This window comes from Microbacterium sp. NPDC077663 (assembly GCF_044542795.1).
GTDB lineage: Bacteria > Actinomycetota > Actinomycetes > Actinomycetales > Microbacteriaceae > Microbacterium.
In genome coordinates this window covers 673724-696075 of sequence record NZ_JBITVE010000001.1, presented here as the reverse complement: position 1 = coordinate 696075, position 22352 = coordinate 673724, and the positions used below count along the sequence as shown (strand labels likewise).

The 22352-nt window shown below is 71.2% G+C and carries 19 protein-coding genes; 5 read left to right on the top strand and 14 right to left on the bottom strand.

Going from position 1 to position 22352, the window contains the following annotated elements; translation table 11 throughout:
- Positions 1 to 13 precede the first annotated feature (13 nt).
- The 7 genes from ACIGEP_RS03335 to ACIGEP_RS03305 form a co-directional block, all read right to left on the bottom strand.
- On the bottom strand, positions 14 to 1297 hold the full coding sequence (locus ACIGEP_RS03335) for a S8 family serine peptidase (RefSeq protein WP_396660209.1): 1284 nt from the start codon (positions 1295 to 1297) through the stop codon (positions 14 to 16).
- Positions 1294 to 1764: a DUF501 domain-containing protein gene (locus tag ACIGEP_RS03330; protein ID WP_396661002.1), complete on the bottom strand. Its 471-nt coding sequence runs from the start codon at positions 1762 to 1764 to the stop codon at positions 1294 to 1296. The genes ACIGEP_RS03335 and ACIGEP_RS03330 overlap by 4 nt, the downstream gene beginning before the upstream one ends.
- 87 nt (positions 1765 to 1851) lie before the next feature.
- Complete coding sequence (locus tag ACIGEP_RS03325) at positions 1852 to 2358, bottom strand: septum formation initiator family protein (protein WP_396660208.1); 507 nt, start codon at positions 2356 to 2358, stop codon at positions 1852 to 1854.
- A gap of 41 nt (positions 2359 to 2399) precedes the next feature.
- On the bottom strand, positions 2400 to 3680 hold the full coding sequence (eno, locus tag ACIGEP_RS03320) for a phosphopyruvate hydratase (protein ID WP_396660207.1): 1281 nt from the start codon (positions 3678 to 3680) through the stop codon (positions 2400 to 2402).
- 94 nt (positions 3681 to 3774) lie between these two features.
- Positions 3775 to 4455 (bottom strand): O-methyltransferase, encoded by a 681-nt coding sequence (locus ACIGEP_RS03315; RefSeq protein ID WP_396660206.1) that lies wholly within the window; start codon positions 4453 to 4455, stop codon positions 3775 to 3777.
- An 8-nt stretch (positions 4456 to 4463) separates the two neighbouring features.
- Positions 4464 to 5474 (bottom strand): DUF1648 domain-containing protein, encoded by a 1011-nt coding sequence (locus ACIGEP_RS03310; protein WP_396660205.1) that lies wholly within the window; start codon positions 5472 to 5474, stop codon positions 4464 to 4466.
- On the bottom strand, positions 5464 to 5820 hold the full coding sequence (locus ACIGEP_RS03305) for a GntR family transcriptional regulator (RefSeq protein WP_396660204.1): 357 nt from the start codon (positions 5818 to 5820) through the stop codon (positions 5464 to 5466). The genes ACIGEP_RS03310 and ACIGEP_RS03305 overlap by 11 nt, the downstream gene beginning before the upstream one ends.
- Positions 5821 to 5882: 62 nt before the next feature.
- Here ACIGEP_RS03305 and ACIGEP_RS03300 point away from each other — a divergent pair, with 62 nt between their 5' ends.
- Positions 5883 to 7130, top strand: a complete 1248-nt coding sequence (locus ACIGEP_RS03300) for an APC family permease (protein WP_396660203.1) — start codon at positions 5883 to 5885, stop codon at positions 7128 to 7130.
- Here ACIGEP_RS03300 and ACIGEP_RS03295 read toward each other — a convergent pair.
- The 4 genes from ACIGEP_RS03295 to ACIGEP_RS03280 all read right to left on the bottom strand — a co-directional run bounded on the left by ACIGEP_RS03295 (position 7039) and on the right by ACIGEP_RS03280 (position 10429).
- Positions 7039 to 7905, bottom strand: coding sequence for an SGNH/GDSL hydrolase family protein (locus ACIGEP_RS03295; RefSeq protein WP_396660202.1), 867 nt, complete (start codon positions 7903 to 7905; stop codon positions 7039 to 7041). The genes ACIGEP_RS03300 and ACIGEP_RS03295 overlap by 92 nt on opposite strands.
- Before the next feature lie 56 nt (positions 7906 to 7961).
- Positions 7962 to 8414, bottom strand: a complete 453-nt coding sequence (locus ACIGEP_RS03290; protein WP_396660201.1) for a YdeI/OmpD-associated family protein — start codon at positions 8412 to 8414, stop codon at positions 7962 to 7964.
- A gap of 32 nt (positions 8415 to 8446) precedes the next feature.
- Positions 8447 to 9703 carry a histidine--tRNA ligase gene (locus tag ACIGEP_RS03285; RefSeq protein WP_396661001.1) on the bottom strand — a complete coding sequence of 419 codons (1257 nt, stop codon included), beginning with the start codon at positions 9701 to 9703 and terminating at the stop codon, positions 8447 to 8449.
- Between the two features lie 72 nt (positions 9704 to 9775).
- A complete protein-coding gene (locus tag ACIGEP_RS03280; protein WP_396660200.1) occupies positions 9776 to 10429 on the bottom strand; it encodes a MazG family protein in 654 nt (217 codons plus the stop codon).
- Between the two features lie 145 nt (positions 10430 to 10574).
- Between ACIGEP_RS03280 and ACIGEP_RS03275 the strand changes: the two genes are divergently transcribed.
- Both ACIGEP_RS03275 and ACIGEP_RS03270 read left to right on the top strand, forming a co-directional pair.
- Complete coding sequence (locus tag ACIGEP_RS03275; RefSeq protein ID WP_396660199.1) at positions 10575 to 12011, top strand: basic amino acid/polyamine antiporter; 1437 nt, start codon at positions 10575 to 10577, stop codon at positions 12009 to 12011.
- Between the two features lie 68 nt (positions 12012 to 12079).
- Positions 12080 to 14752: a phosphoenolpyruvate carboxylase gene (locus ACIGEP_RS03270; protein ID WP_396660198.1), complete on the top strand. Its 2673-nt coding sequence runs from the start codon at positions 12080 to 12082 to the stop codon at positions 14750 to 14752.
- A 67-nt stretch (positions 14753 to 14819) separates the two neighbouring features.
- Here the strand turns inward: ACIGEP_RS03270 and mfd are convergent, their stop codons facing one another.
- The 3 genes from mfd to ACIGEP_RS03255 all read right to left on the bottom strand — a co-directional run bounded on the left by mfd (position 14820) and on the right by ACIGEP_RS03255 (position 19761).
- Positions 14820 to 18416: a transcription-repair coupling factor gene (gene mfd / locus ACIGEP_RS03265; protein WP_396660197.1), complete on the bottom strand. Its 3597-nt coding sequence runs from the start codon at positions 18414 to 18416 to the stop codon at positions 14820 to 14822.
- 55 nt (positions 18417 to 18471) lie between these two features.
- Positions 18472 to 19056, bottom strand: a complete 585-nt coding sequence (pth, locus tag ACIGEP_RS03260) for an aminoacyl-tRNA hydrolase (RefSeq protein ID WP_396660196.1) — start codon at positions 19054 to 19056, stop codon at positions 18472 to 18474.
- A gap of 66 nt (positions 19057 to 19122) precedes the next feature.
- Positions 19123 to 19761 carry a 50S ribosomal protein L25/general stress protein Ctc gene (locus ACIGEP_RS03255; RefSeq protein WP_396660195.1) on the bottom strand — a complete coding sequence of 213 codons (639 nt, stop codon included), beginning with the start codon at positions 19759 to 19761 and terminating at the stop codon, positions 19123 to 19125.
- Positions 19762 to 20244: 483 nt separating this feature from the next.
- Between ACIGEP_RS03255 and gndA the strand changes: the two genes are divergently transcribed.
- Both gndA and ACIGEP_RS03245 read left to right on the top strand, forming a co-directional pair.
- Entirely contained in the window at positions 20245 to 21834 is a 1590-nt protein-coding gene (gene gndA / locus ACIGEP_RS03250; RefSeq protein ID WP_396660194.1) for an NADP-dependent phosphogluconate dehydrogenase, read from the top strand.
- A gap of 59 nt (positions 21835 to 21893) precedes the next feature.
- Entirely contained in the window at positions 21894 to 22313 is a 420-nt protein-coding gene (locus ACIGEP_RS03245; RefSeq protein ID WP_396660193.1) for a VanZ family protein, read from the top strand.
- Positions 22314 to 22352: the final 39 nt, after the last annotated feature.

Genomic DNA, 22352 nt, shown 5'->3' with positions numbered 1-22352 from the left:
AGAACTCCTTGATTCAACGGCTCGGCGGTCGCGGAGTGCGCGCCGATCGGATGCGCCGGGCAGCAGCGGTGACCCCGAGCACGACAAGTATAGTCCCCAGGCTGACCACGACGAGTGGCACCGTGCCGTAGCGCAGCGAATCACCGCTCGGCAGGAGCGGCGACACCGAGCCGCTGGGAGGCTCCGCCTCGGGGAGCGGAGCGACCGTGTAGGGCGTCGGCGTCGGGCTCGCTTCGGGCGTCGACTCGGCACGACGATAGAGCCGGATCCATTCCCGGAGGTCGCCCATCGGGTTCGCGGAGACCTTCGCGACCGGCGCGGAGACCGCCCGGGCCGCGTTGATCAGCCCGTATCCGTACAGCGGATCGGGGACCTTCTCCGCGCGATCGCTCGGCGTCGCGGTCGCGATGATCCGCTTGATCACGTTGGCGGCATCCAGGTCGGGGTGCGCCGACCGGACCAGTGCGGCGATCCCGGCGACGATGGGGGCCGCGCCGCTTGTACCGTCCCAGATCACCAGGTCACCGTTGGCCGAGACGCCCAGCAGCTCCTCGCTCGGCGCGGAGATGCCGATGACGATGCCCTGCGTCGAGGCTGTCCGACTCGCCTTGCCCTCCCGGTCCACGCCGCCCACGGTCAGCACGCCGGGGATCGTCGCGGGGGCCCCGACCTCCTCGGTGCCGCTCTCGCGATTGCCGGCCGCGACGACGACGACGACGTCGTGGTCGAACGCGTAGAGGAAGGCGTCGTCCCACGACCTGTCCCAGTCGAGCGTGTTCGTCGTGAAGGACAGGTTGATGACGTCTGCGCCGTGATCGACGGCCCACCGGATCGCCTCGGCGACCTGGTCGACGAAGGGGACGCTGGCCGAGTTCCCGAAGCCGATGGAGAGCGAGAGCAGATCCGCTTCGGGGGCGACACCGATCATGCCCTTGTCCGCCGCCGTGCCGCGCCCGGCCGCCAAGGAGGCGACCCAGCTGCCGTGGTTGCGGTCGCTGTCCCCGACCGGGGTGCGCCCGTCGGCCTTGCCGACGCCCGAGAAGTCCGCGCCGCCCACCACGGCCCCGTCGAGCTCCTTCGGGCCCTTGCCGATGCCCGTGTCGATGACGGCGATCGTCGTCCCGGCGCCCTTCGTGGTCTTCCAGGCGTCGGAGATGCCGTACTCCGTCAGCCAGTACTCCATGTTGCGCACCGGATCGACCGCCGGCGGCGTCGGGGTCGGGGCGGGAGCGGCCGCGGTGAGCAGTGCCGCCGTGGCGACGACCGCGGCGGCGAGGACGGCGCGGACCCGCCTCATCCGGTCGCCCTCGGTGTCGCACAGACGCAGCGCTCGGGCGACCAGGATCCGCGCGCGAGCGCGCGATCGCCGATCGGGTTCACGCCGGGGCCGGCGGCGAGGGAGTGGGCCGCCAGGGCGTGGAGGCACTTCACCCGGGTCGGCATGCCGCCCGCGGACACGCCGGCGATCTCGGGCACGGTGCCGTGGACTTCGCGGTCGGAGAGGTAGGCGGCGTGGGCGCGTGCGTAGGCTTCGGCGAGCTCCTCGTCCTCGGCGAGGTCGTCGGTGAGCTCCCGCATCACCTGCGTCGCCTCGAGCGCCGACATGGCGGCCGTCGCGCCGGGGTGGGTGAGGTAGTAGAAGGTCGGGAAGGGGGTGCCGTCCGGCAACCGCGGCTCGGTGGCGACGACCGTCGGGTTGCCGCACACGCACCGCGCGGCGATGCCGATCACGCCGCGCATGGGCCGTCCGAGCTGCTCACGCATGGTGTCGTGATCGGCGGCGGTGGCAGGCGAGAGGGTCGGATGAGGCACCGGTCAAGGGTACCCGGCGTCAGCGCCGCGAGCTGGGCGTCAGCCCGGGGCGACGGTCTCTGCGAGCCCGGCCTCTGTCACGGACCGCAGGAACTGCGTCATCCAGTCGCGCTGCGTCTCCTGGACGTCGTCGCTCACGGGACGCTGGGCGGGCTCGACGAGGTCGGTGGGGAGATCGTCCGCGACGAGGTAGACGACCTCGCCCGGACGTCGGTAGTAGAGCCGCTCGCGGGCCTGGGCGACGATGTACGCCTCGTCGCGCCACCGCTCGCGCTCAGTGGTCAGCTCGCTGATCTGGTCCTTGGTGGCCTGGACGTCGTGCGTGAGCGCAGCGATCTGCTGACGTTGATCGACGTAGGTGCCGATCGTCGGGACGAGGACGAAGGCGGCCAGCACGACGAGTCCGAGCATGATCCCCATGAACCCGGACATCCGGATGCCGCCGACCCAGTCGCGGACGTCGACCCGACGACCCGGGCGGGACGTCCGAGCCTCGTCGCGCGAGTCGCGGGACGCACGGGAAGGGGGAGCCGATGGTCGGTCCACGGCTCCCCCTTCTCGTTCGGTGTCTGTGCGGTGCGCTCGCGTCAGGCGGTGAAGCGCGGGAACGCGGCGGCGCCGATGAACTCCGCGGCCTCGCCCAGGTCTTCCTCGATGCGCAGAAGCTGATTGTACTTCGCGACGCGCTCGCTCCGAGCGGGCGCGCCCGACTTGATCTGACCCGAGTTCACCGCGACGGCGAGGTCCGCGATCGTCGTGTCCTCGGTCTCGCCCGACCGGTGCGAGAGCATCGTGGTGTAGCCGGCGCGGTGGGCGACGTCGATGGCGTCGAGCGTCTCGCTGAGCGTGCCGATCTGGTTCACCTTGACGAGGAGCGAGTTCGCCGCGCCCCGCTTGATGCCGTCCGCCAGGCGCTGCGGGTTGGTGACGAAGAGGTCGTCGCCGACGAGCTGCACCTTCGCGCCGAGACGCTCGGTGAGAGCGGTCCAGTTCTCCCAGTCGTCCTCGGCCAGTGCGTCCTCGATCGTCACGATCGGGAACGAGTCGACGAGGTCGGCGTAGTAGTCGGTGAGCTGCTCGGCGGTCCAGTCCTTGTTCTCGAGGCGGTAGACACCGTCGTTGAAGAACTCGGTGGCGGCCACGTCCAGGCCGAGCGCGATCTGCGAACCGGGGGTGAAGCCGGCCTTCTCGATCGCCTTGACGAGGAAGTCGAGGCCCTCGCGGTTGCTCGGCAGGTCGGGGGCGAAGCCGCCCTCGTCGCCGAGGCCCGTGGCGTAGCCGGCGGCCTGCAGTTCCTTCTTCAGGACCTGGTAGACCTCGGCACCCCAGCGGAGGGACTCCGAGAAGCTCTCGGCACCGATCGGGGCCAGGAAGAACTCCTGCATGTCGATGCCGTTGTCGGCGTGCTCGCCGCCGTTGATGACGTTGAACAGCGGCACGGGCAGCACGCGCGCGTTGGGTCCACCGAGGTAGCGGTAGAGCGGGAGGTCGGCGCTGTCGGCGGCCGCCTTGGCGACCGCGAGCGAGACGCCGAGGATGGCGTTCGCACCCGTGCGCGACTTGTTCTCGGTACCGTCGGTCTGGATGAGGACCTCGTCGATGAGGCGCTGTTCGCTGGCCTCGAGACCCTCGATGGCGGGTCCCAGTTCGTCGATGACGGCGTTCACGGCCTTGAGGACGCCCTTGCCGCCGTACCGGCTCTTGTCGCCGTCGCGGAGTTCGTACGCCTCGAAGGCGCCGGTCGATGCGCCGGAGGGGACGGCTGCGCGCTGGACGATGCCGTCGTCGAGCAGAACCTCCACCTCGACGGTCGGGTTGCCGCGCGAGTCCAGGATCTCGCGTGCGCCTACTGCCTCGATCAATGCCACGGGGGTGTCTCCTTGCTTGTGGAGGATGGAACGGGAGCGTCGTCGGTCCGCCCCCGAGTCTAGTGAGCCGCGGGATGCGGCACAGGACGGGCCGTCACACGACGAGCGCGATCGCGATGCCGTCCCATCCCTTGCGGTCGAGCGTCTGCAGCGCCGTCGCCTCGAACCGGGGGTCGTCGCGGAGCATCGCGAGACCGGCGCGCACCCCGTCGACCTGGGCCCCGGCATCCGTCTCGACCACGTGGCCGGAACGGACGATGTTGTCGACGACGACGACGGTGCCCGGTCGGCCGAGCCTGGCCGCCCAGTCGAGGTAGAGGGTGTTGGACTCCTTGTCGGCGTCGATGAAGACCAGGTCGAACGGCGTCTCTCCCTCGAGTGTCGGCAGGACGTCCTCACCACGCCCCTCCCGCACCTCCACACGGTCGCCGACACCGGCGCGCTCGAGGTTGCGTCGCGCGACGGCGGCGTTGTGGGCTTCTGCCTCGATGGAGATCACCCGCCCGTCGCCGGGGAGGGCACGAGCGAGCCAGATGGTCGAGTAGGCGCCGAGGGTCCCGATCTCGAGCACGCGGCGCGCCCCGGTCATCCGCGCCAACAGGTGGAGCAGCTTGCCGGACAGCGGCGCGACCTCGATCTCGGGCAACCCCTCCTCGGCCAGCGATGCGATCGAGGCGGCGAGAGCGTCGTCGTGGGCGACGAACGTCGTCGTCAGGTAGTCGTCGACGTCGTTCCAGCGGGCGGGGACCGGATCGTGCGGGTGAGGATGCGCCATGCCGCCACTCAATCGTCCCGGCGCTCCGGCGTCAACGCCGCGTAGGTGTTGATCAGACCCGCCGCAGCGGCGGCGTCGTCGACGGTGACGGTGAGGGTCCGTCCGTCGCGCCGGCGGACCAGGAACCCGTCGCCCGCCCGCAGCACGATGCCCTGTCGTCCACCGCCCGACCAGCGGATGCCCCATCCACCGAATTCGCCGAAGGGCGAGACCTCGACGACCTCGGCCGAGAGGATGTCTTCGATCGGAACGTGGACACGGGGCCACCCCGCGGCGGAGACGGCCGTGACCCCTTCCGCGTCGACGCGGACGTGGAACCGCAGCGTCGTCGCGACCACCACGAACAGGACCACGACGACGAGACCCGAGATGATCGCCGAGACGGGGTCGCCGAAGAAGAGCACCGGGAGGACGGCGACGCATCCGATCGCGAAGGCGACCCAGAGGACGACGGCGCCGGCGCGGGCGAGGGTCACCCCCTGCATCCAGACGACGCGCTCCCCCGCGCGGACCGGGACGTTCGGGGCGGTGGAGGCCGGGGTGGGACGCCACGGGAGGCGGGGCTGCACCGCCCACCCGACCAGACCCGCCGCGACGGCGGCGAGGAGGACGCTCGGGAGGAGCAGCACCGGAAGGGGGACGTCGGGGGCGGTCCGCCCGACCTGGATGCCCGTGGTCGCGACTCCCAGCCCCGCGACGAGCACGGCGAGCCCGAACGCGACCGCTCCGAGCAGCCGGTAGGAGGTGCCGTGGTCGCCGCGTCGGAGACCCCCGATACCGGCACCGTAGAGGAGCGCCGGGAGCCCGAGACCGAGGAGCACCGTGACCAGCAGCACGGTCCAGGAGGGCGCGAAACCGTCCGGCTCCCCCGTCCAGCCCCAATGCGTCGCGACGACGCCCGGGACGTGAGGGAGCAGGAGCAGGTGCGCGACGACCGCGAGAGCCGTCGCCACCGCGGGCAGCAGGAGCGCCACGAGGGTGAACCTCCGGCGGGCGAGTGTGCGGGGGTCAGTGGTCACGAGCGGCCTCCTTGACGAGAGCGGACAGGGTGTCGGGCGAGACGCCCAACGCACGGGATTTGTCGACAAGGGCGGTGATCTCGGCCCGCAGCCCGCCCAGAGCCGCACCGGCGGGCGTGACGACCGCCCCCCGGCCGCGCCGCAGGTCCACGAGGCCCTCGTCGCGCAGGTCCTGATAGGCGTGCAGCACGGTATGGAGGTTGACCTCGAGCGCGTCCGCCACCTCGCGCGCGGCGGGGAGCCTCTCGCCGGCCGCCAGGCGGCCGGACGTGATCTCGCTCCGCACCGCGGCCGCGATCTGCGCGAACAGCGGAACGGCGCTCTGAGGATCGACGCGGATCAGCATGCGTTAATTATAGCGCAACTATAACTAACCGGGGATTCACACCCATCGGCTACGCTCTGGCCGTGTCCTCCCCCGGCCTGTCCCGCCGACTCGGTCTGGGCGATGCAGTCGTCATCGGCCTCGGCGCCATGATCGGCGCCGGCGTCTTCTCGGCCTTCGCGCCCGCCGCGCAGGCCGCCGGCTCGGGTCTCCTGGTCGGCCTGGCCCTTGCCGCGGTCATCGCCTTCGGGAATGCCACGTCCACCGCACAGCTCGCCGCAGTGCACCCGACCTCCGGCGGCGTGTACGCCTACGGACGCGCAGAGCTCGGACCGTGGTGGGGGTTCCTCGCCGGGTGGGGGTTCGTGATCGGCAAGACCGCCAGCTGCGCCGCCATGGCGTTGACGTTCGCCGCATATGCGGCCCCCGCCGGATGGGAGCGCCCGATCGCCGCGTCGGCAGCGCTCGCCCTCGGCGCGGTGAACCTCTTCGGCATCACGCGGACCGCGCAGGTGGCGCGGGTGCTCGTGACGATCGTCCTGATCGCGCTGACCGTCGTGGTGGTGGCCGGCTCCGCGGCGCCGACCGCACCGACCCCCTTCTGGGGTGATGCCCCCTTCGCGTCAGGACCTCTCGGTGTCCTGCAGGCGGCCGGGCTGCTGTTCTTCGCCTTTGCGGGCTACGCACGCATCGCGACCCTCGGTGAGGAGGTCCGCGATCCCGCTCGCACGATCCCCCGGGCGATCGTCCTCGCCTTCGGCGGCGCCCTCGTGGTGTACGCCGTCGTCGGCGTCGTCACCCTGCGCGTCCTCGGTCCGGACGTCCTCGCCGCCGCCTCGGCTCCGCTGGTCGCCACCGTCGAGGCCGCGGGGTGGGATGCCGCGACCCCGATCGTCCGGATCGGGGCGGCCGCGGCATCCCTCGGTGCACTCCTTGCCCTGATCGCCGGTGTGGGCCGGACCGCATTCGCGATGGCTCGGGAGGAAGACCTCCCCCGCTTCCTTGCCACGGTTGATGCGCGGTGGCGGGTCCCGCGCAACGCCGAGATCGCCGTCGTCGTGATCGTCGTCGCGATCGTCGCGTTCGGCGACATCCGCGGCGCGATCGGATTCTCGTCCTTCGGGGTGCTGCTCTACTACGCGGTCGCCAACCTCGCCGCCTTCCGGCAGCGGGGTGCGGCGCGGCGCTATCCGCGGGTCCTGCAGATCGTCGGAGGGATCGGCTGCGTCGTGCTCGTCGTCACCCTGCCGTGGCCGTCGGTCCCGGTCGGCTTCGGCGTCCTCGTGCTGGGCCTCGGTTACCGGATGCTGCGGCTCCGGCGCCGTGCGTGACCGCATCCCGGACGACCGGGAGGAGCGCTTCGGCGGTCCGCCGGTACCCGAGAGCGCTCGGATGGAAGCGGTCGAGGCTGAACATGCCGTCTGGATCGATGCGGAAGAAGGGCCCCACGGCCCGCCGCAACGACACCACACCGGCGCCCTCCGCCCGTGCCCGATCCGCCTGCGCCGTGGCCAACTGCTGCGAGGCTCGCGAACCGATGCTGCGGAGCGGCTGCGGTACGGCGCGGAGAGCCCCCAGATCCGGGCACGTCCCCACGACGACGGCGGTGCCGTCCGCACGCAGACGCCGGACCGCGTCGGCCAGGTGTCCGGCGGCGACGGGCACCGGCACCCGGTGGGTCACGTCGTTCCCTCCGACGATGATCACGGCGACGTCCGCGTGGTAACCCGGTGGGAGCGCGTCGATCTGGCCGGCGAGGTCAGCCGATTCGGCGCCGACCACTGCGCCGGTCCGCAGGCGCACCGGACGGTCGAGCTCGCGCGCAAGACCCTTCGCGAGACGCCCGCCGAGGGTCTCCTTGCGATGAGCGGCGCCCAGCCCGGCCGCGATGGAGTCGCCCAGCAGCAGCAGGTCGAGCGGCGCGCCTCCCAGGCCCGCACGCCACACCCGATCGGCGGACGGGGCCTCCTGACCGAGCGGTTTGCCGATCCGGCGACGAGCGATCGCGGCCTGCCGGGCGAGCCCGACGCGGACGCCGACGCCGAGAGCGACGGCGATCCCCGCGGCGGCCGCGGCAGGGAGCAGTGATCGGGAGGGGCGTGGCACGTCGGCATCCCACACCGCGCAGGTGAACGCCCGGCGACGCAGTGGTGACGTGTGCGTCAGGTGCTGGCGGGCGAGCGGAGGGAATCCACCGCGGCGGCGATCCGCTTCTCGCGGGTCTCCGCCTTCTTCGCGTCGACGACGGAGCGGACGACCTCCTTGCGACGCGATGGCGCCAGCGCGTCGAACGCGGCGCGCACCTGAGGCTCGGCGTCGAGGGCGGCGACGAGGTCCTCCGGTGGCTCAACCTCGCGCTCGTCGGTGTCGAGCTCGATCTCGGCGTCGACCTCATCGCCGATCTCGACGCCCAGCTCGGCGCGCGCGGCCTTCGACATGCCGATGAGGTTGTGCCCGCCCATGACCCCGAGGCGCAGGCGAGCCGTGCGCTCGGCGATCGTCACGCGGACCGCGGCCCGCTTGCCCCCGCCGAGGGCGTCGACCTGCTCGTCGGTCAACTCGATCGCGGTGGCGGGGCCGTTCTTGGGCAGCACCGTACGGACATGCAGCGTCATGCGCCGAACGCTAGCAGCGCCGCCGACGGATGTCAGCCGAGCGGGCGCAGTTCGATCGCGGAGGACGACGTCCCTGCCGCGACGGTGCCGAACGACGTGTACCCGTCGGCTGCGGAGCGCTCCAGAAGACCTTTGAGGTTCTTCGTCCGCTGCTCGAGGCGCACTCGTGCGCCCTGCTCGACGAAGAACGCCTTGTGCCGGGCCAGCTCCGCCAGGGGGACATCGCGATCGGCGATGAGCACGACGGCTTCGGATGCCGCATCCTCGTCTGCCCCCAGGAGATCGACGATCCGTTCGAAGCCGATCGAGAAGCCGACCGCCGGCACGTCCTGGCCGAGGAACCGTCCGATCATGCCGTCGTAGCGCCCGCCGCCCCCCAGCGAGTACGAGACCGACGGGTGGGCGAGCTCGTAGATCGTGCCGGTGTAGTACCCCATGCCGCGCACGAGGAAGGGGTCGAAGTGCAGCGGCACATCGGCGGTGCCGCGGGCGGCTGCGACAGCCTCCCCGATGCCGACGAGGTGGGCCACGACCTCGTCCGAGACCCCCGCCGGGAGCCCCTTGCGGATCTGGGCTTCGCCGAAGGGAAGGTACTCGCGCGTCTGCGGGCGGTTCAGGAACGCCTCGAACGCGGTGACCGCACCCTCGTCCGCGCCGCGGTCCCGCAGCTCCGCGACCACTCCCGCGGGACCCACCTTGTCGAGCTTGTCGATGGTGATGAGGACGCCCGCCCGGTCGTCGCCGGCGAAACCGAAGGCGGCCAGCATCTCGTCGAGGGCCCGGCGGTCGTTGATGCGGATCGTGCCGCCCTCGAGGCCGAGCGCATCGAGCACATCCAGGCTCGCGGAGAGGAGTTCCACTTCGGCGCGGGCGGTCGCGTCTCCGATGATGTCGATGTCGCACTGGACGAATTGCCGGTAACGGCCCTTCTGGGGACGTTCCGCCCGCCACACCGGGGCGATCTGGATCGCACGGAACACGGCGGGCAGGTGCGCGCGGTTTGTCGCGTAGAAGCGGGCGAGGGGCACGGTCAGGTCGTACCGCAGACCCAGGTCCGACAGCGCGGCGGGGTCGTCTGCCCCGTCGCGGATGGCGTCGGCGTCGAGCCCGCGACGCAGCACGTTGAACGCGAGCTTCTCGTTGTCGCCGCCGATCCCCGCGTGCAGCCGCTCGTAGTCCTCGACGACGGGGGTCTCGATCTCGTCGAACCCGTGCGCGCGGTAGCGGTCGCGGATGACGGCGAGAACCCGCTCGCGGCGGGCCTTGTCGGCGGGGAGGAAGTCGCGCATGCCGCGCGGCGGATTCACGGAGGGCACCGACCTAGTCTCTCAGACCACCGCTCCCGCATCGGGCGGGAGCTCTCAGAGGGCCTCCGCCTGACGCACCTCCTCGGCGAGCGCGCGCAGCCGCTGACGGAGGGCACGTTCGGCATCCCACCCCTCCTCACGCGCCCGGACGACCAGCGCGAGGAGCGCGTCCCCGAGTCCGGCTTCGTCAGCGGGAGCGCCCGCGGCGGGCGAGGGCGTCACCTGCACCTGACGCGCCTTGCCGAGCATCTTCTGCGCGAGCGCGAGAGACGGCATGTGCATCGACACCCCGTCGAGGACACTCGTGCGCGCGCGCTTCTCGGCCGCTTTGGCCGCGTTCCAGTGGACGAGCACCTCCTCGGGGGTCGTCGCGACCGCGTCGCCGAACACGTGCGGATGCCGGCGGACCATCTTCTCGGCGAGCGCCGCGGCGACGTCGTCGATGTCGAACGGGTCCGCCTCGTCGCGCGAGGCGATCTCGGCGTGGAAGAGCACCTGCCACAGCAGATCGCCCAACTCCTCCTTGAGGTCGGCGCGGGTGCCCGCTTCGACCGCGTCGACGAGTTCGGCGGCCTCCTCCTGCAGGTAGGGCACGAGGTCCGCGTGGTCGATCTGCTGCGTCCACACGCACCGATCGCGCACGGCGCGCATGGTCTCCACCGCCTCCCGCAGATGGTCGCGGCGGGCTTCGGGGTCCTGGTCCGTCATGACGGACACGATACGAGGGATGCCGGGTGCTCCGGCGCCCGCCCGCAGGGCGGTCCCCCGTGGGGCGACCGCCCGCAGGGCGGTCCCCCGTGGGGCACCGCCCGCAGGGCGGTCCCCCGTGGGGCGACGAGCATAGGGTGGGACGGTGACTCCCGCCGCCCCCGCACCGGGTGCCGCCACGCCCGCTAGCGCAACCCACGTCTCCCTCCTCACCCTCAGCACCTTCGTCGTCGGATCGATGATCGGTGCCGGTGTCTTCTCGCTCCCGGCGACCTTCGCGGAGTCGACGGGCGTCGCGGGAACGCTCATCGCGTGGGCGATCGCGGGCGGCGGCATGTTGATGCTCGCCCTCGTCTTCCAGCGGCTGGCGGTCCGGCGTCCCGACCTCGACGCGGGCATCTTCAGCTACGCGAAGGAGGGGTTCGGCAACTACGTCGGCTACTTCGCCGCCTTCGGGTACTGGGCCAGTGCGTGCGTCGGGAACGTCTTCTACTGGGTCTTCATCACGGGCACCCTGGGCGCCGTCTTCCCCGCCCTCGGCGAGGGCAACACGCCTCTGGCCGTCGGCATCTCATCTATCGGCATCTGGCTGTTCTACGTCCTGATCCGCCGGGGTGTGCGCGAGGCTGCGGCGCTCAACCGCATCGTCACCATCGCGAAGACCGCGCCGATCGTCGTCTTCGTCGGGCTCTGCCTGACGGTCTTCGATCCGGCGGTGTTCGCCGCGAACTGGTCGGGCGACCCCGGGACGGGCCTCGGCGAACAGATCCGGACGACGATGCTCGTGACGGTCTTCGTCTTCATCGGCATCGAGGGCGCGACGGTGAACTCGCGGCACGCGCGGCGCCGATCGGATGTCGGACGGGCCACCGTGCTCGGCTTCCTCAGTGTGCTCGCCGTCTTCGCCTCGGTCACCGTGGTCTCGTACGGCGTCATCCCCCGGGGCGAGATCGCGGGGCTGCGTCAGCCCTCGATGGGCGGCGTGCTCGAGGCTGCGGTCGGCGGATGGGGGGCGGCGTTCATCGGGGTCGCCCTCGTGATCGCGGTGCTCGGCGCCTACCTCGCGTGGACCCTCATGGCCGCCGAGGTGCTCCTGTCCGCCGCCCGCGCGGGCGATCTTCCGCGGTTCCTGCAGCGCACCAACGCCAAGGACACCCCGACGGGGGCCCTCACGATGTCGTCGCTCCTCGCGCAGGCGATGCTCGTGGTGGTCTTGTTCGCTCAGAACGCCTTCGACGCGGCTCTCGAGCTCACCAGCGCGCTGGCGCTCATCCCCTTCTTCCTCTCCGCCGCCTACGCGTTCAAGCTGGCCGTTCAGGACGGCCGGCGCGGCCGCGTCGGCGACGCGATCGTCGCGGTGCTCGCGACCGTCTACACGCTGTACCTGCTGTGGGCGGCGGGCGCGACCTACCTCCTCCTGTGCCTGGTCATCATCGTGCCCGGCACGATCCTGTTCGTGATCGGTCGTCGACAGCAGCGGGCGCGTGTGTTCACGCCTCCGGAGGCCGTGCTGTTCGCCCTCGCGGCGATCGGCGCGGTGGTCGCCGTCATCCTCATCGCGCAGGGCGTCATCGCCGTGTGAGGGTAGCGAGCACCGGCATCCGCTGTCACGCGGAAATTGCGGTCCGGAATCCTCGCTAACGTGAAACGGTGCACGAACCGACCCCCACCGAAGCCATCGACCTCGTCGGACGCTACGAAGCCGAGCAGGAGATCCCCGAGCAGATGCGCACCGACGTGCGCACGCTCGGCGCGCTGCTCGGACGCGTGCTGCGCGAGAGCGGCTCCCCCGGCCTGTTCGAGGACGTCGAGCGGCTCCGCGTCGCGACGATCCAGGCCTACACCGACCCGACTCCCGAGGCGTTCGCGCGGGCGGCATCCATCGCGGACGCATTCACCCTCGAGCGCGCCGAAGAGGTCGCCCGCGCCTTCACCTGCTATTTCCACCTCGTGAACCTCGCCGAGGAGCACCAGCGCGTGCGAGTCCTCCGCGAGCGGAGCGGCCGCGGCGACACGCAGGACGCGGGCGATTCGATCGTCTCGGCCTACCGACGGCTGTCCGAGGAGATCGGAGAAGACGCCGCGCTGGATCGCCTGCAGGGGCTGCGCTTCCACCCCGTTTTCACGGCGCATCCGACCGAGGCCCGTCGCCGCGCCGTGTCGAACAGCATCCGTCGCCTGGCGGACCTCCTGCGCGAACGCGACGCCGCCGAGACCGACAGCCCCGACCGTCGTCGCGCCGAGCGCCGCATGCTGGAGGAGGTCGACACCCTGTGGCGCACCGCTCCGCTGCGCGCCGAGAAGCCGTCGCCCACCGACGAGGTGCGCGCCGTCATGGCGATCTTCGACGAGACCCTCTACACCTCGATCCCCCATGTCTACCGCCGCATCGACGACGTCCTGCAGGGCGAAGAGGCCGGAGCCCGCACTCCCCTGGTCCGGCCGTTCATGCGCATCGGTTCCTGGGTGGGCGGCGACCGCGACGGCAACCCGTTCGTGACGGCGAAGACCACCCGAAAGGCTGCGGCCATCGCCAGCGAGCATGTGCTCCTGGGACTCGAACGCACCGCGAACCGCGTCGGGCGCACGCTGACCCTGGATGCGGAGTCCACGCCGCCGACGGGTGAGCTCCTCGCGCTCTGGCAGCGACTGAAGGATGCCGACGAGGAGGCGGCCGCGGAGATCGCGAAGCGCTCGCCCAATGAGCCCTACCGCCGCATCATGCTGCTGCTCGCGCGCAAGATCGCCGCGACACGCACCCGCGACGCCGACCTCGCCTACCGCGATCCCGAGCACCTGCTCGCCGACCTCCGGGTGCTGCAGGACTCGCTCGTCGCAGCGCGCGCTCCCCGTCAGGCGTACGGACACCTGCAGCACCTCATCTGGCAGGTCGAGACCTTCGGCTTCCACCTCACCGAGCTCGAAGTGCGCCAGCACTCGGCCGTGCACGCGAAAGTGCTCGCCGAGATCGAGGCGGGGGCTTCGCGCTCGGAGCTGACCGACGAGGTCCTCGAGGTCTTCCGCACCATCGCCTTCCTGCAGGACCGCTACGGCCCGCGCGCCGCCGGTCGGTACATCGTCTCCTTCACCCAGTCCGCGGACGACCTCGCCGCCGTGCACACCCTGGCGCGGCACGCGGTGGGACCCGACGGTACTCCCCCGGTCCTCGACGTGATCCCGCTGTTCGAGACGTTCGCCGACCTGCAGGCCGCTCCGGGCATCCTGGCGGAGATCGTCGTCCACCCGGCGTTCGCGTCGCGGCTCGAGACGACCGGGCGGCGCCTCGAGGTCATGCTGGGCTACTCCGACTCGTCGAAGGACGTCGGACCCGTCGCGGCGAACCTGGCGCTGTATGAGGCGCAGGCGAAGATCTCGGCGTGGGCCGTGGAGCAGGGCATCGAGCTGACCCTCTTCCACGGTCGCGGGGGCGCGCTCGGCCGTGGCGGCGGACCCGCGAACTCCGCGATCCTCGCGCAGCCGCCCCACTCCGTCGACGGCCGGTTCAAGCTCACCGAACAGGGTGAGGTCATCTTCGCCCGCTACGGCGACCCGGCGATCGCGATGCGCCACATCGACCAGGTCGCGGCAGCGACCCTGCTGGCCTCGGCACCCTCCATCGAGGACCGCAACCGCTCGGCTGCCGAGCGGTACGCCGCCGTCGCTGCGACGATGGACGCGGCCTCGCGCGAGCGGTTCTTCTCGCTCATGAAGGCACCCGGGTTCGCACCGTGGTTCGCCCAGGTGACGCCGATGGAGGAGATCGGTCTGCTGGCACTCGGCTCGCGCCCCGCCCGTCGCGGCTTGTCGGTCGAGTCGCTCGCCGACCTGCGCGCCATCCCGTGGGTGTTCGCCTGGACGCAGGCGCGCATCAACCTCGCCGGGTGGTTCGGTCTCGGCACGGCGCTCGACGCGGTCGGAGACGAGGCGACCCTGCGCGCCGCCTACGAGGAGTGGCCGCTGTTCCGCACCCTCATCGACAACGTCGCCATGAGTCTCGCCAAGACGGACGACCGCATCGCCCGCCACTACCTCGGACTCGGCGACCGCGACGATCTCGCCGCGCTCGTCCGCGACGAGATGGCCCTCACCCGCGACTGGGTGGTGACGCTCACCGGCGGCACCGAGCTGCTGTCGAACCGCCCCGTCCTCGGGCGCGCCGTCAAGATGCGCAGCCCCTACGTCGACGCGCTCTCCCTGCTGCAGCTGCGCGCGCTCCGCGGCCTCCGCGAGACGCAGGCCGGCGGCCAGGTCGACCCCGACCTGCAGCGACTGATGCTGCTGTCGGTCTCGGGGGTCGCTGCCGGACTGCAGAACACCGGCTGAGCACCGGCATCCGCTTCACGACGCGTCCCGCCCCGACGGCTCCCCGTCGCGGGCGGGACGTGTCGTCTCAGGCGTCGGCGGCCTCGGTCGCCGGCACAGGGAGCGGGAAGATCTGGTCGAGCAGCTGCGCGGTCCACGCGATGAGGTCCGCGTCGGCGAGGGGCTCGCCCCCCGCGGTCGGGAGCGGGACCACCATCGCCTCGCCGCCCGAGACGACCTTGGCCTTGGGATGCAGCCGCTGCAGACGCACGCGGATCGAATCCGGGATGTGCGCGGGGGCGATCCGGAGGTTCGGTCCCATGGCGACGACGTCCGACAGTCCCGACTGCGCCGCCCGGCGACGCAACCGTGCGATCGAGATGAGCCCCTCGACCTCGGCCGGCGGCGCGCCGTAGCGGTCGGTGAGCTCCTCCCGGACGAGGTCGATGGCGTCCTCCGCCGCGGTGACGGATGCCGCCGCCGAGAGCTTCTGATAGGCCTCGAGACGCAGCCGCTCGCTGTCGATGTACGACTCCGGGATGCGTGCCTGCACCGGGAGCTCGAGGCGCAGCTCGGTGGGGCCTTCGGTGTCCTCGCCGCGGAAGGTCGCGACCGCCTCGCCGATCATGCGGAGGTACAGGTCGAACCCGACTCCGGCGATGTGCCCCGCCTGCTCGGCGCCCAGGAGGTTGCCAGCCCCGCGGATCTCGAGGTCCTTGAGCGCGACCTGCATGCCCGACCCGAGGTCGTTGTTGACGGCGATCGTCTCGAGACGGTCGGCCGCCGTCTCGCTGAGCGGCTTGTTCTCGTCATAGAGGAAGTACGCGTAGGCGCGCTCGCGGGCGCGTCCGACACGACCGCGCAGCTGGTGCAGCTGCGACAGACCGTACTTGTCGGCGCGGTCGATGATGATCGTGTTCGCGTTGGCGATGTCGAGGCCGGTCTCGATGATCGTCGTCGAGACGAGGACGTCGGCGCGACGCTCCCAGAAGTCGTCGACGACCTGCTCGAGGGCGTGCTCGCCCATCTGACCGTGGGCGACGACGATGCGCGCCTCGGGGACGAGTTCGGCGAGTTGCGCGGCGACCCGCTGGATGGACGAGACCCGGTTGTGGACGAAGAAGACCTGACCCTCGCGCAGCAGTTCGCGCCGGATGGCGGCGGCGATCTGCTTGTCGCTGCGGGGTCCGACGTAGGTGAGGATCGGATGCCGCTCCTCGGGAGGGGTCGCCAGGGTCGACATCTCGCGGATGCCGGTGACGGCCATCTCGAGCGTGCGCGGGATGGGCGTCGCGCTCATCGCGAGGATGTCGACGTTGGTCTTCAGCTTCTTCAGCGAGTCCTTGTGCTCGACGCCGAATCGCTGTTCCTCATCGATGATCATGAGGCCGAGGTCCTTGAAGACGACCTTCTCGGTGAGGATGCGGTGCGTGCCGATCACCATGTCGACCGTGCCGTCGGCCAGGCCCGCGACCGTGTCCTTGGCCTCCTTCGCGCTCTGGAACCGCGACAGCGGCCGGACCTTGACGGGGAAGCCCGCGAACCGCTCCGTGAACGTCTCGAGGTGCTGCTTGGCGAGCAGGGTCGTCGGCACGAGCATCGCGACCTGCTTGCCCTCTTGAATAGCCTTGAAGGCGGCCCGGACGGCGACCTCGGTCTTGCCGAAGCCGACGTCGCCCGAGAGCAGGCGATCCATCGGGATCGGCTTCTCCATGTCGGCTTTGATCTCGTCGATCGTCTGCAGCTGATCGGGGGTCTCGGCGAACGGGAACGCCTCTTCGAGCTCGCGCTGCCACGGCGTGTCCGGGCCGAACGCGTACCCTTTGGACGCCATCCGCGCCGAGTACAGCTTGACGAGCTCGACGGCGATGTCGCGGACGGCCCGGCGCGCCTTGCCCTTGGCCGCAGCCCAGTCCGAGCCGCCCATCTTCGACAGCTGCGGCGCCTCGCCGCCGACGTACCGCGAGAGCAGGTCGAGCTGGTCGGTCGGCACGAAGAGCTTGTCGCCCGGGTGGCCGCGCTTGGACGGCGCGTACTCGAGGACGAGGTACTCGCGCTTGCTCTTGACCGCGTTCCGACCGCCCGAGGACACCTCGCGCTGGACGAGCTCCACGAAGCGGCCGATGCCGTGGGTCGAGTGGACCACGTGATCGCCGGGCTTGAGCTGCAGCGGATCCACCACGTTGCGCCGGCGCGATGCGAGCTTCTTCACCACGCGCGAGTCGGCGCCGATCGTCCGCCCGTAGAAGTCGCTCTCGGTGAGCACGGCGAGTCTGGCGTCGGCGAACAGGAACCCCGCCTCGAGGGTCGCGACGGTCGCCACCGCGATCCCCGCGTCGGGGACCTCGGTGACGGCATCGGCCGCGCGTGCGGCGAGCCCATGCTCGGCGAGGACGTCGCGCGAGCGGTCGACCAGACCCGAACCGGATGCCGCGACCACGACGCGCCAGCCCTCGCCCAACAGCCCCGCGATGTGCGCGGTCGCGCCGTCGACGTTGCCCTGGAACGACGGGACCGCGGCGGCGGGCAGCCGGACGGTGGCCCCGGCGCGGTCGATCAGACCCTCGTCGGCCGCATCCGACGCGCCGGAGTCGAACGTGCTGAGCGTCCACCAGACGCCCTGACGGGACGACGCGGCCTCGCGCAGCTCGGGGAGCGTGAGGAAGTCGCCCGCACCGAGATCGACGGGGCTCTCGGCGCCCGCGGTCGCGGCGCTCCACGCAGCCTCGAGGAACTCGCGGTTCGTCTCGGCGAGGGTCATCGCGCGCGTGACGGCGCGCTCGGGGTCGACGACGGCGACCGCCGCGCCCTCGGGAAGGTACTCGACGAGCGGCAGAACGGAATCCGCCACCGCGGGCAGGAGCGACTCCATGCCCTCGACGGGGATGCCCTGACTCATCTTCTCGAGCATCGTGCCGAGCCCCGGCATCCGGTCGCGCAGGGCGGCGGCGCGCTCGCGGACCGCGTCCGTCAGGAGGAGTTCGCGGCTCGGAAGGAGGGTCACGTCGCGGACCTCGCCGGGGAGCGAGCGCTGGTCGGCGACCGAGAAGGCCCGGATCTGATCGACCTCGTCGCCGAAGAAGTCCACCCGGTAGGGGTGGTCCGCGACCGGCGGGAAGACGTCGAGGATGCCGCCGCGGACGGCGAACTCGCCCCGGCGCGACACCATGTCCACGCGGTGGTAGGCGAGGTCGACGAGGCGACGGACGACGTCATCGAGCTCCTGCCCGCGCGTGCCGAGCTCGAGGCGGACGACACCGGCATCCGTCAGTCCCGCCGCGATGGGCTGCAGGGCGCCGCGGACGGATGCCGTGACCACGAGGGGCGTGCGACCGTCCCAGTCGGCGGCCTCGCGGAGCACGCTGAGGCGCCGCCCGACGGTCTCGGCACTGGGGCTGAGACGTTCGTGCGGCAGGGTCTCCCACGCCGGCAGGTGTCGCACGACGGCGTCGGGGAGCAGGCACTGCAGCGCCGCACCGACGCTCTCGGCCCGGCGGCCGGTGGACGCGACGAGCAGCAGCACGGGAGGCCGCCCCGACGCGGCGCGTCGTTCGAGGAGTCCGGCGAGCAGCGGGGCGTCGAGCCCGGTCACCGCCGAGAAGTCGACGTCCGAGCCGGCGCCGTCGAGGGCCTCCCGGAAGCTGTCAGCCTGTTCGAGGGCGCGCACGATCCCGGGAATTGTCACCGGGGAAGTCTACGCGGCGCCTCGGACACCGGCGCCGCCCGGTGCGTGGTGGCGCTCAGGCCCGCGGAGCGTGGTGGCGCTGCTGTGCGGCGAGCAGCCCCTCGTCGACGAGCTGCTCCACGGCATCCGCCGCGTCCGCGATCGCGATCGGCAGGTTCGGCCGCTCTGCCGCGCCGAACGGATCGAGCACCCAGTCGGCGGGGTCCTGGCGCCCCGGCGGACGGCCGATGCCCACACGCACGCGCGGGAAGTCCGGCGTGCCGAGCGCCTTCGCGACGTCGCGGACGCCGTTGTGCCCGCCGTGCCCGCCGCCGACCTTGAGCTTGAGGGAGTCGAACGGGATGTCGAGCTCGTCGTGGACGATCACGACCCGCTCCGCCGGGACCGAGTAGAACTGGGCCAATGCCGACACCGGACCGCCCGAGACGTTCATGAACGAGTTCGGCTTGGCGAGCACGAGCTTCGCCGCGCCGGGGCGCAGCCAGGTCTCGGCCACCCGCGCGTTCGCCTTGTGCGCGCGCAACGACTCCGAGCGGCGCCGCGCGAGCTCGTCGATCACCATCTGCCCGACGTTGTGTCGCGTCGCCTCGTAGCGCGGCCCCGGGTTCCCGAGCCCCACGATCAACCAGGTGTCGGCCATGACCGTCCCTTCCGACGACGAAGCCCGTCGCAGCGACAGCGGCGACGGGCTTCGATCGTGTACGTCTTACTCGGCGGATTCCTCGGCAGCGGGTGCCTCGCCACCCTCGGCCTCGGCGTCGGCGCCCTCCTCGGACTCCTCCGCCTCGTCCTCGACCGGGGCCGGCGGCAGTGCGACACCGATGACGAGGGTGTCGGCCTCGGTCACGAGCGTGGCGCCGCGGGGCAGGGTCAGCTCGCCGGCCGTGATGTGCGTGCCGTCCTCGAGACCCTCGACCGAGACCTCGACGTTCTGCGGGATGTGGGTCGCTTCGACCTCGAGCGTCACGGTGGTGTTCTCGAGGTTCGCGATCGTGCCGGGGAACGGCTCGCCGATGACCGAGACGGGGACGTCGACCTGGATCTTCTCGCCCTTCTTCACGACGAGGAGGTCGATGTGCTCGATGACCTGGTGCACGGGGTCCTTCTGGACATCCTTGACCAGCGTCAGCTGCTGCTTGCCGGCGATCTCGAGCTCGAGCAGCGCGTTGGCGCGGCGGATGAGCAGCGAGACCTGGTGACCAGGCAGCGCGACGTGCACGGGATCGGTGCCGTGGCCGTAGATGACCGCGGGGATCTTGCCGGCGGCGCGCAGACGGCGGGCGAAGCCCTTGCCGAACTGCTCGCGCAGCTCGGCGACGACCTTGGTGTCGGTCTCAGTCGACATGAGTGTTCTCCTTGCGGGCCATCACGGCCCAGTCGTGCGGGGCCGGTGCGGCCTCGTCAATAGTCGGGGCCGATGCGGCCCAGACGTGGTCTGTGGTTCGACTCGAACGCGTGCGCGTGAGGAAAGCCGCGAAGCCTGCTTCACCGCGTCGATCACGGATGCGCTGCATCCCTCGCCGAAGTTCGGGACGAGTCTATCAGCGCGACGGATACGATGGAATCTCAGCCCCTCACCCCCGAGACACGGAGGACCCATGGACTACGGATGGATGTCGCACGCACTGCTCTGGTTCGTCGGAGCTCTGAGTGCCGCGACCGCCGTCTGCGTCGTCGGTGCCTTCTACTCGATGGGTCGCGGCTATAAGGACTGACGCGTCACACGCGATCGCCCCCTCCGGTCCAGCGATTACAGTGACCGGAGGATCCCGCCGGTCTCGGCACCCACCCCACCCCGCTCACACCTCACGTAGACCTGGAGCCCCGTATGTCGTCGACCCCCTCTCCCACCGGCCCCTCGACGGATCAGGACCAGGCTCCGCACGAGGCGACGCAGCAGCACGAGGGGGCGCCCCAGCCCGAAGAGGTGGACCGTCCCACCCACCCCGAGGCTGCATCCACGGGGGCGACGGAGGGTCCGGCCAACATCGGTGTCGTCGGTCTCGCGGTGATGGGCTCGAACCTGGCCCGCAACCTCGCCTCGCGTGAGGGCAACACGGTCGCCGTCTTCAACCGGTCGCGGTCGAAGACCGACGAGCTGCTCGAGGCGCACCCCGAGGCCGAGTTCGTCCCCGCCTTCACCTATGAGGAGTTCGCCGCGTCGCTGCAGAAGCCGCGCACCGCGATCATCATGGTCAAGGCCGGAAAGCCGACGGATGCCGTCATCGACGAGCTCATGCGCGTGTTCGAGCCGGGCGACATCATCATCGACGGTGGCAACAGCCTGTTCACCGACACGATCCGCCGCGAGAAGGCCGTCTCGGAGGCCGGATACAACTTCGTCGGCATGGGTGTCTCGGGCGGCGAGGAGGGCGCGCTGAACGGCCCGTCACTCATGCCCGGCGGTCCCGACGAGGCATGGGTCACCCTCGGCCCGATCCTGAAGTCCATCGCGGCGGTCGCCGAGGGCGAGCCGTGCGTGACGCACATCGGTCACGACGGTGCCGGACACTTCGTGAAGATGGTGCACAACGGCATCGAGTACGCCGACATGCAGCTCATCGCCGAGGCCTACGATCTCATCCGCCGCGGCACCGGCAAGTCCCCCGCGGAGATCGCGGACATCTTCGCCGAGTGGAACAAGGGCGAGCTGGAGTCGTACCTCATCGAGATCACCGCCGAGGTTCTCCGCCAGACGGATGCCGCCACCGGCAAGCCGCTCGTCGACGTCATCGTCGACCAGGCCGGCGCCAAGGGCACCGGCGCCTGGACCGTGCAGACCGCCCTCGACCTGGGCGTGCCCGTCTCCGGCATCGCCGAGGCCACCTTCGCCCGGTCGCTGTCCAGCCACCGCGAGCAGCGCGACGTTGCAGGCGGACTCCCCGGCCCCTCCCCCGAGGACTTCACCGTTGAGGACGCCGATGCCTTCATCGAGCAGGTGCGCCTCGCCCTCTACGCGTCGAAGATCGTCGCCTACAGCCAGGGCTTCGACGAGATCCGCGCCGGCGCCGCCCAGTACGACTGGAACATCGACCTCGGCGCCGTCAGCAAGATCTGGCGCGGCGGCTGCATCATCCGCGCCCAGTTCCTCAACCGCATCGCCGACGCCTACGACGCCGAGGCGGACCTCCCCGTCCTGCTCACCGCCCCCTACTTCGTCGAGGCCCTCGGTCGCACGCAGGACGCCTGGCGCGAAGTCGTCCGGATCTCCTCCGCCGCCGGCATCCCCTCGCCGGCCTTCGGTTCGTCGCTGGCGTACTACGACGGACTGCGCGCCGACCGCCTCCCCGCCGCCCTCATCCAGGGCCAGCGCGACTTCTTCGGCGCCCACACCTACAAGCGCATCGACAAGGACGGCACCTTCCACACCCTGTGGTCCGGCGACCGCACCGAGGTCGAGGCGGAGGACACCCACTGAGCCGCAGCGACACCGCGCTGCGCGTCCACCGTGCCGCCGCGCGCATCGTGCTGGCGATCATGACCGCGCTCTACGCGTGGATGGTGGGATGGATGACGCTGCGCGCGGCGCCGTACGGTTCTGACATCGCCTCGGGCCTGGACCGGCTGCTCGAGTGGTTCGCGCAGCGCCCGTCCACGGCCTGGATCACCTTCGACCGGGTCGAGTTCGGTGCGAACGTCGCGATGTTCGTCCCTCTCGGCGTCATCGCGGTGCTGTGGTTCGGCGTGCGCGGCTGGTGGACGGCTCCGCTCCTGGGCGCCCTGGCGAGCGCGGCGATCGAGACCCTGCAGGCAGTCCTGATCGACACCCGTGTCGCCGACCTCCGCGACGTCATCGCGAACACACTGGGGTCCGTCATCGGGATGTGCCTCATGCTGCTGCTCGCGTTCCTGCTGTCGCCGCCGCATCCGCGGCGACAACAGGAATACCGAGCATGACCGAAGCCGGAGCATAGCGCGGTCATAGGAAGGTCATGA

Coding starts and splice junctions, on each gene's coding strand:
- pth (WP_396660196.1), bottom strand. CDS start 19,056: ATGGCCGACACCTGGTTGATCGTGGGGCTCGGGAACCCGGGGCCGCGC.
- gndA (WP_396660194.1), top strand. CDS start 20,245: ATGTCGTCGACCCCCTCTCCCACCGGCCCCTCGACGGATCAGGACCAG.
- ACIGEP_RS03290 (WP_396660201.1), bottom strand. CDS start 8,414: ATGACGCTGCATGTCCGTACGGTGCTGCCCAAGAACGGCCCCGCCACC.
- ACIGEP_RS03305 (WP_396660204.1), bottom strand. CDS start 5,820: ATGCTGATCCGCGTCGATCCTCAGAGCGCCGTTCCGCTGTTCGCGCAG.
- ACIGEP_RS03245 (WP_396660193.1), top strand. CDS start 21,894: ATGACCGCGCTCTACGCGTGGATGGTGGGATGGATGACGCTGCGCGCG.
- ACIGEP_RS03315 (WP_396660206.1), bottom strand. CDS start 4,455: ATGGCGCATCCTCACCCGCACGATCCGGTCCCCGCCCGCTGGAACGAC.
- ACIGEP_RS03335 (WP_396660209.1), bottom strand. CDS start 1,297: ATGAGGCGGGTCCGCGCCGTCCTCGCCGCCGCGGTCGTCGCCACGGCG.
- ACIGEP_RS03280 (WP_396660200.1), bottom strand. CDS start 10,429: ATGACGGACCAGGACCCCGAAGCCCGCCGCGACCATCTGCGGGAGGCG.
- ACIGEP_RS03330 (WP_396661002.1), bottom strand. CDS start 1,764: ATGCGTGAGCAGCTCGGACGGCCCATGCGCGGCGTGATCGGCATCGCC.
- ACIGEP_RS03285 (WP_396661001.1), bottom strand. CDS start 9,703: ATGCGCGACTTCCTCCCCGCCGACAAGGCCCGCCGCGAGCGGGTTCTC.
- ACIGEP_RS03255 (WP_396660195.1), bottom strand. CDS start 19,761: ATGTCGACTGAGACCGACACCAAGGTCGTCGCCGAGCTGCGCGAGCAG.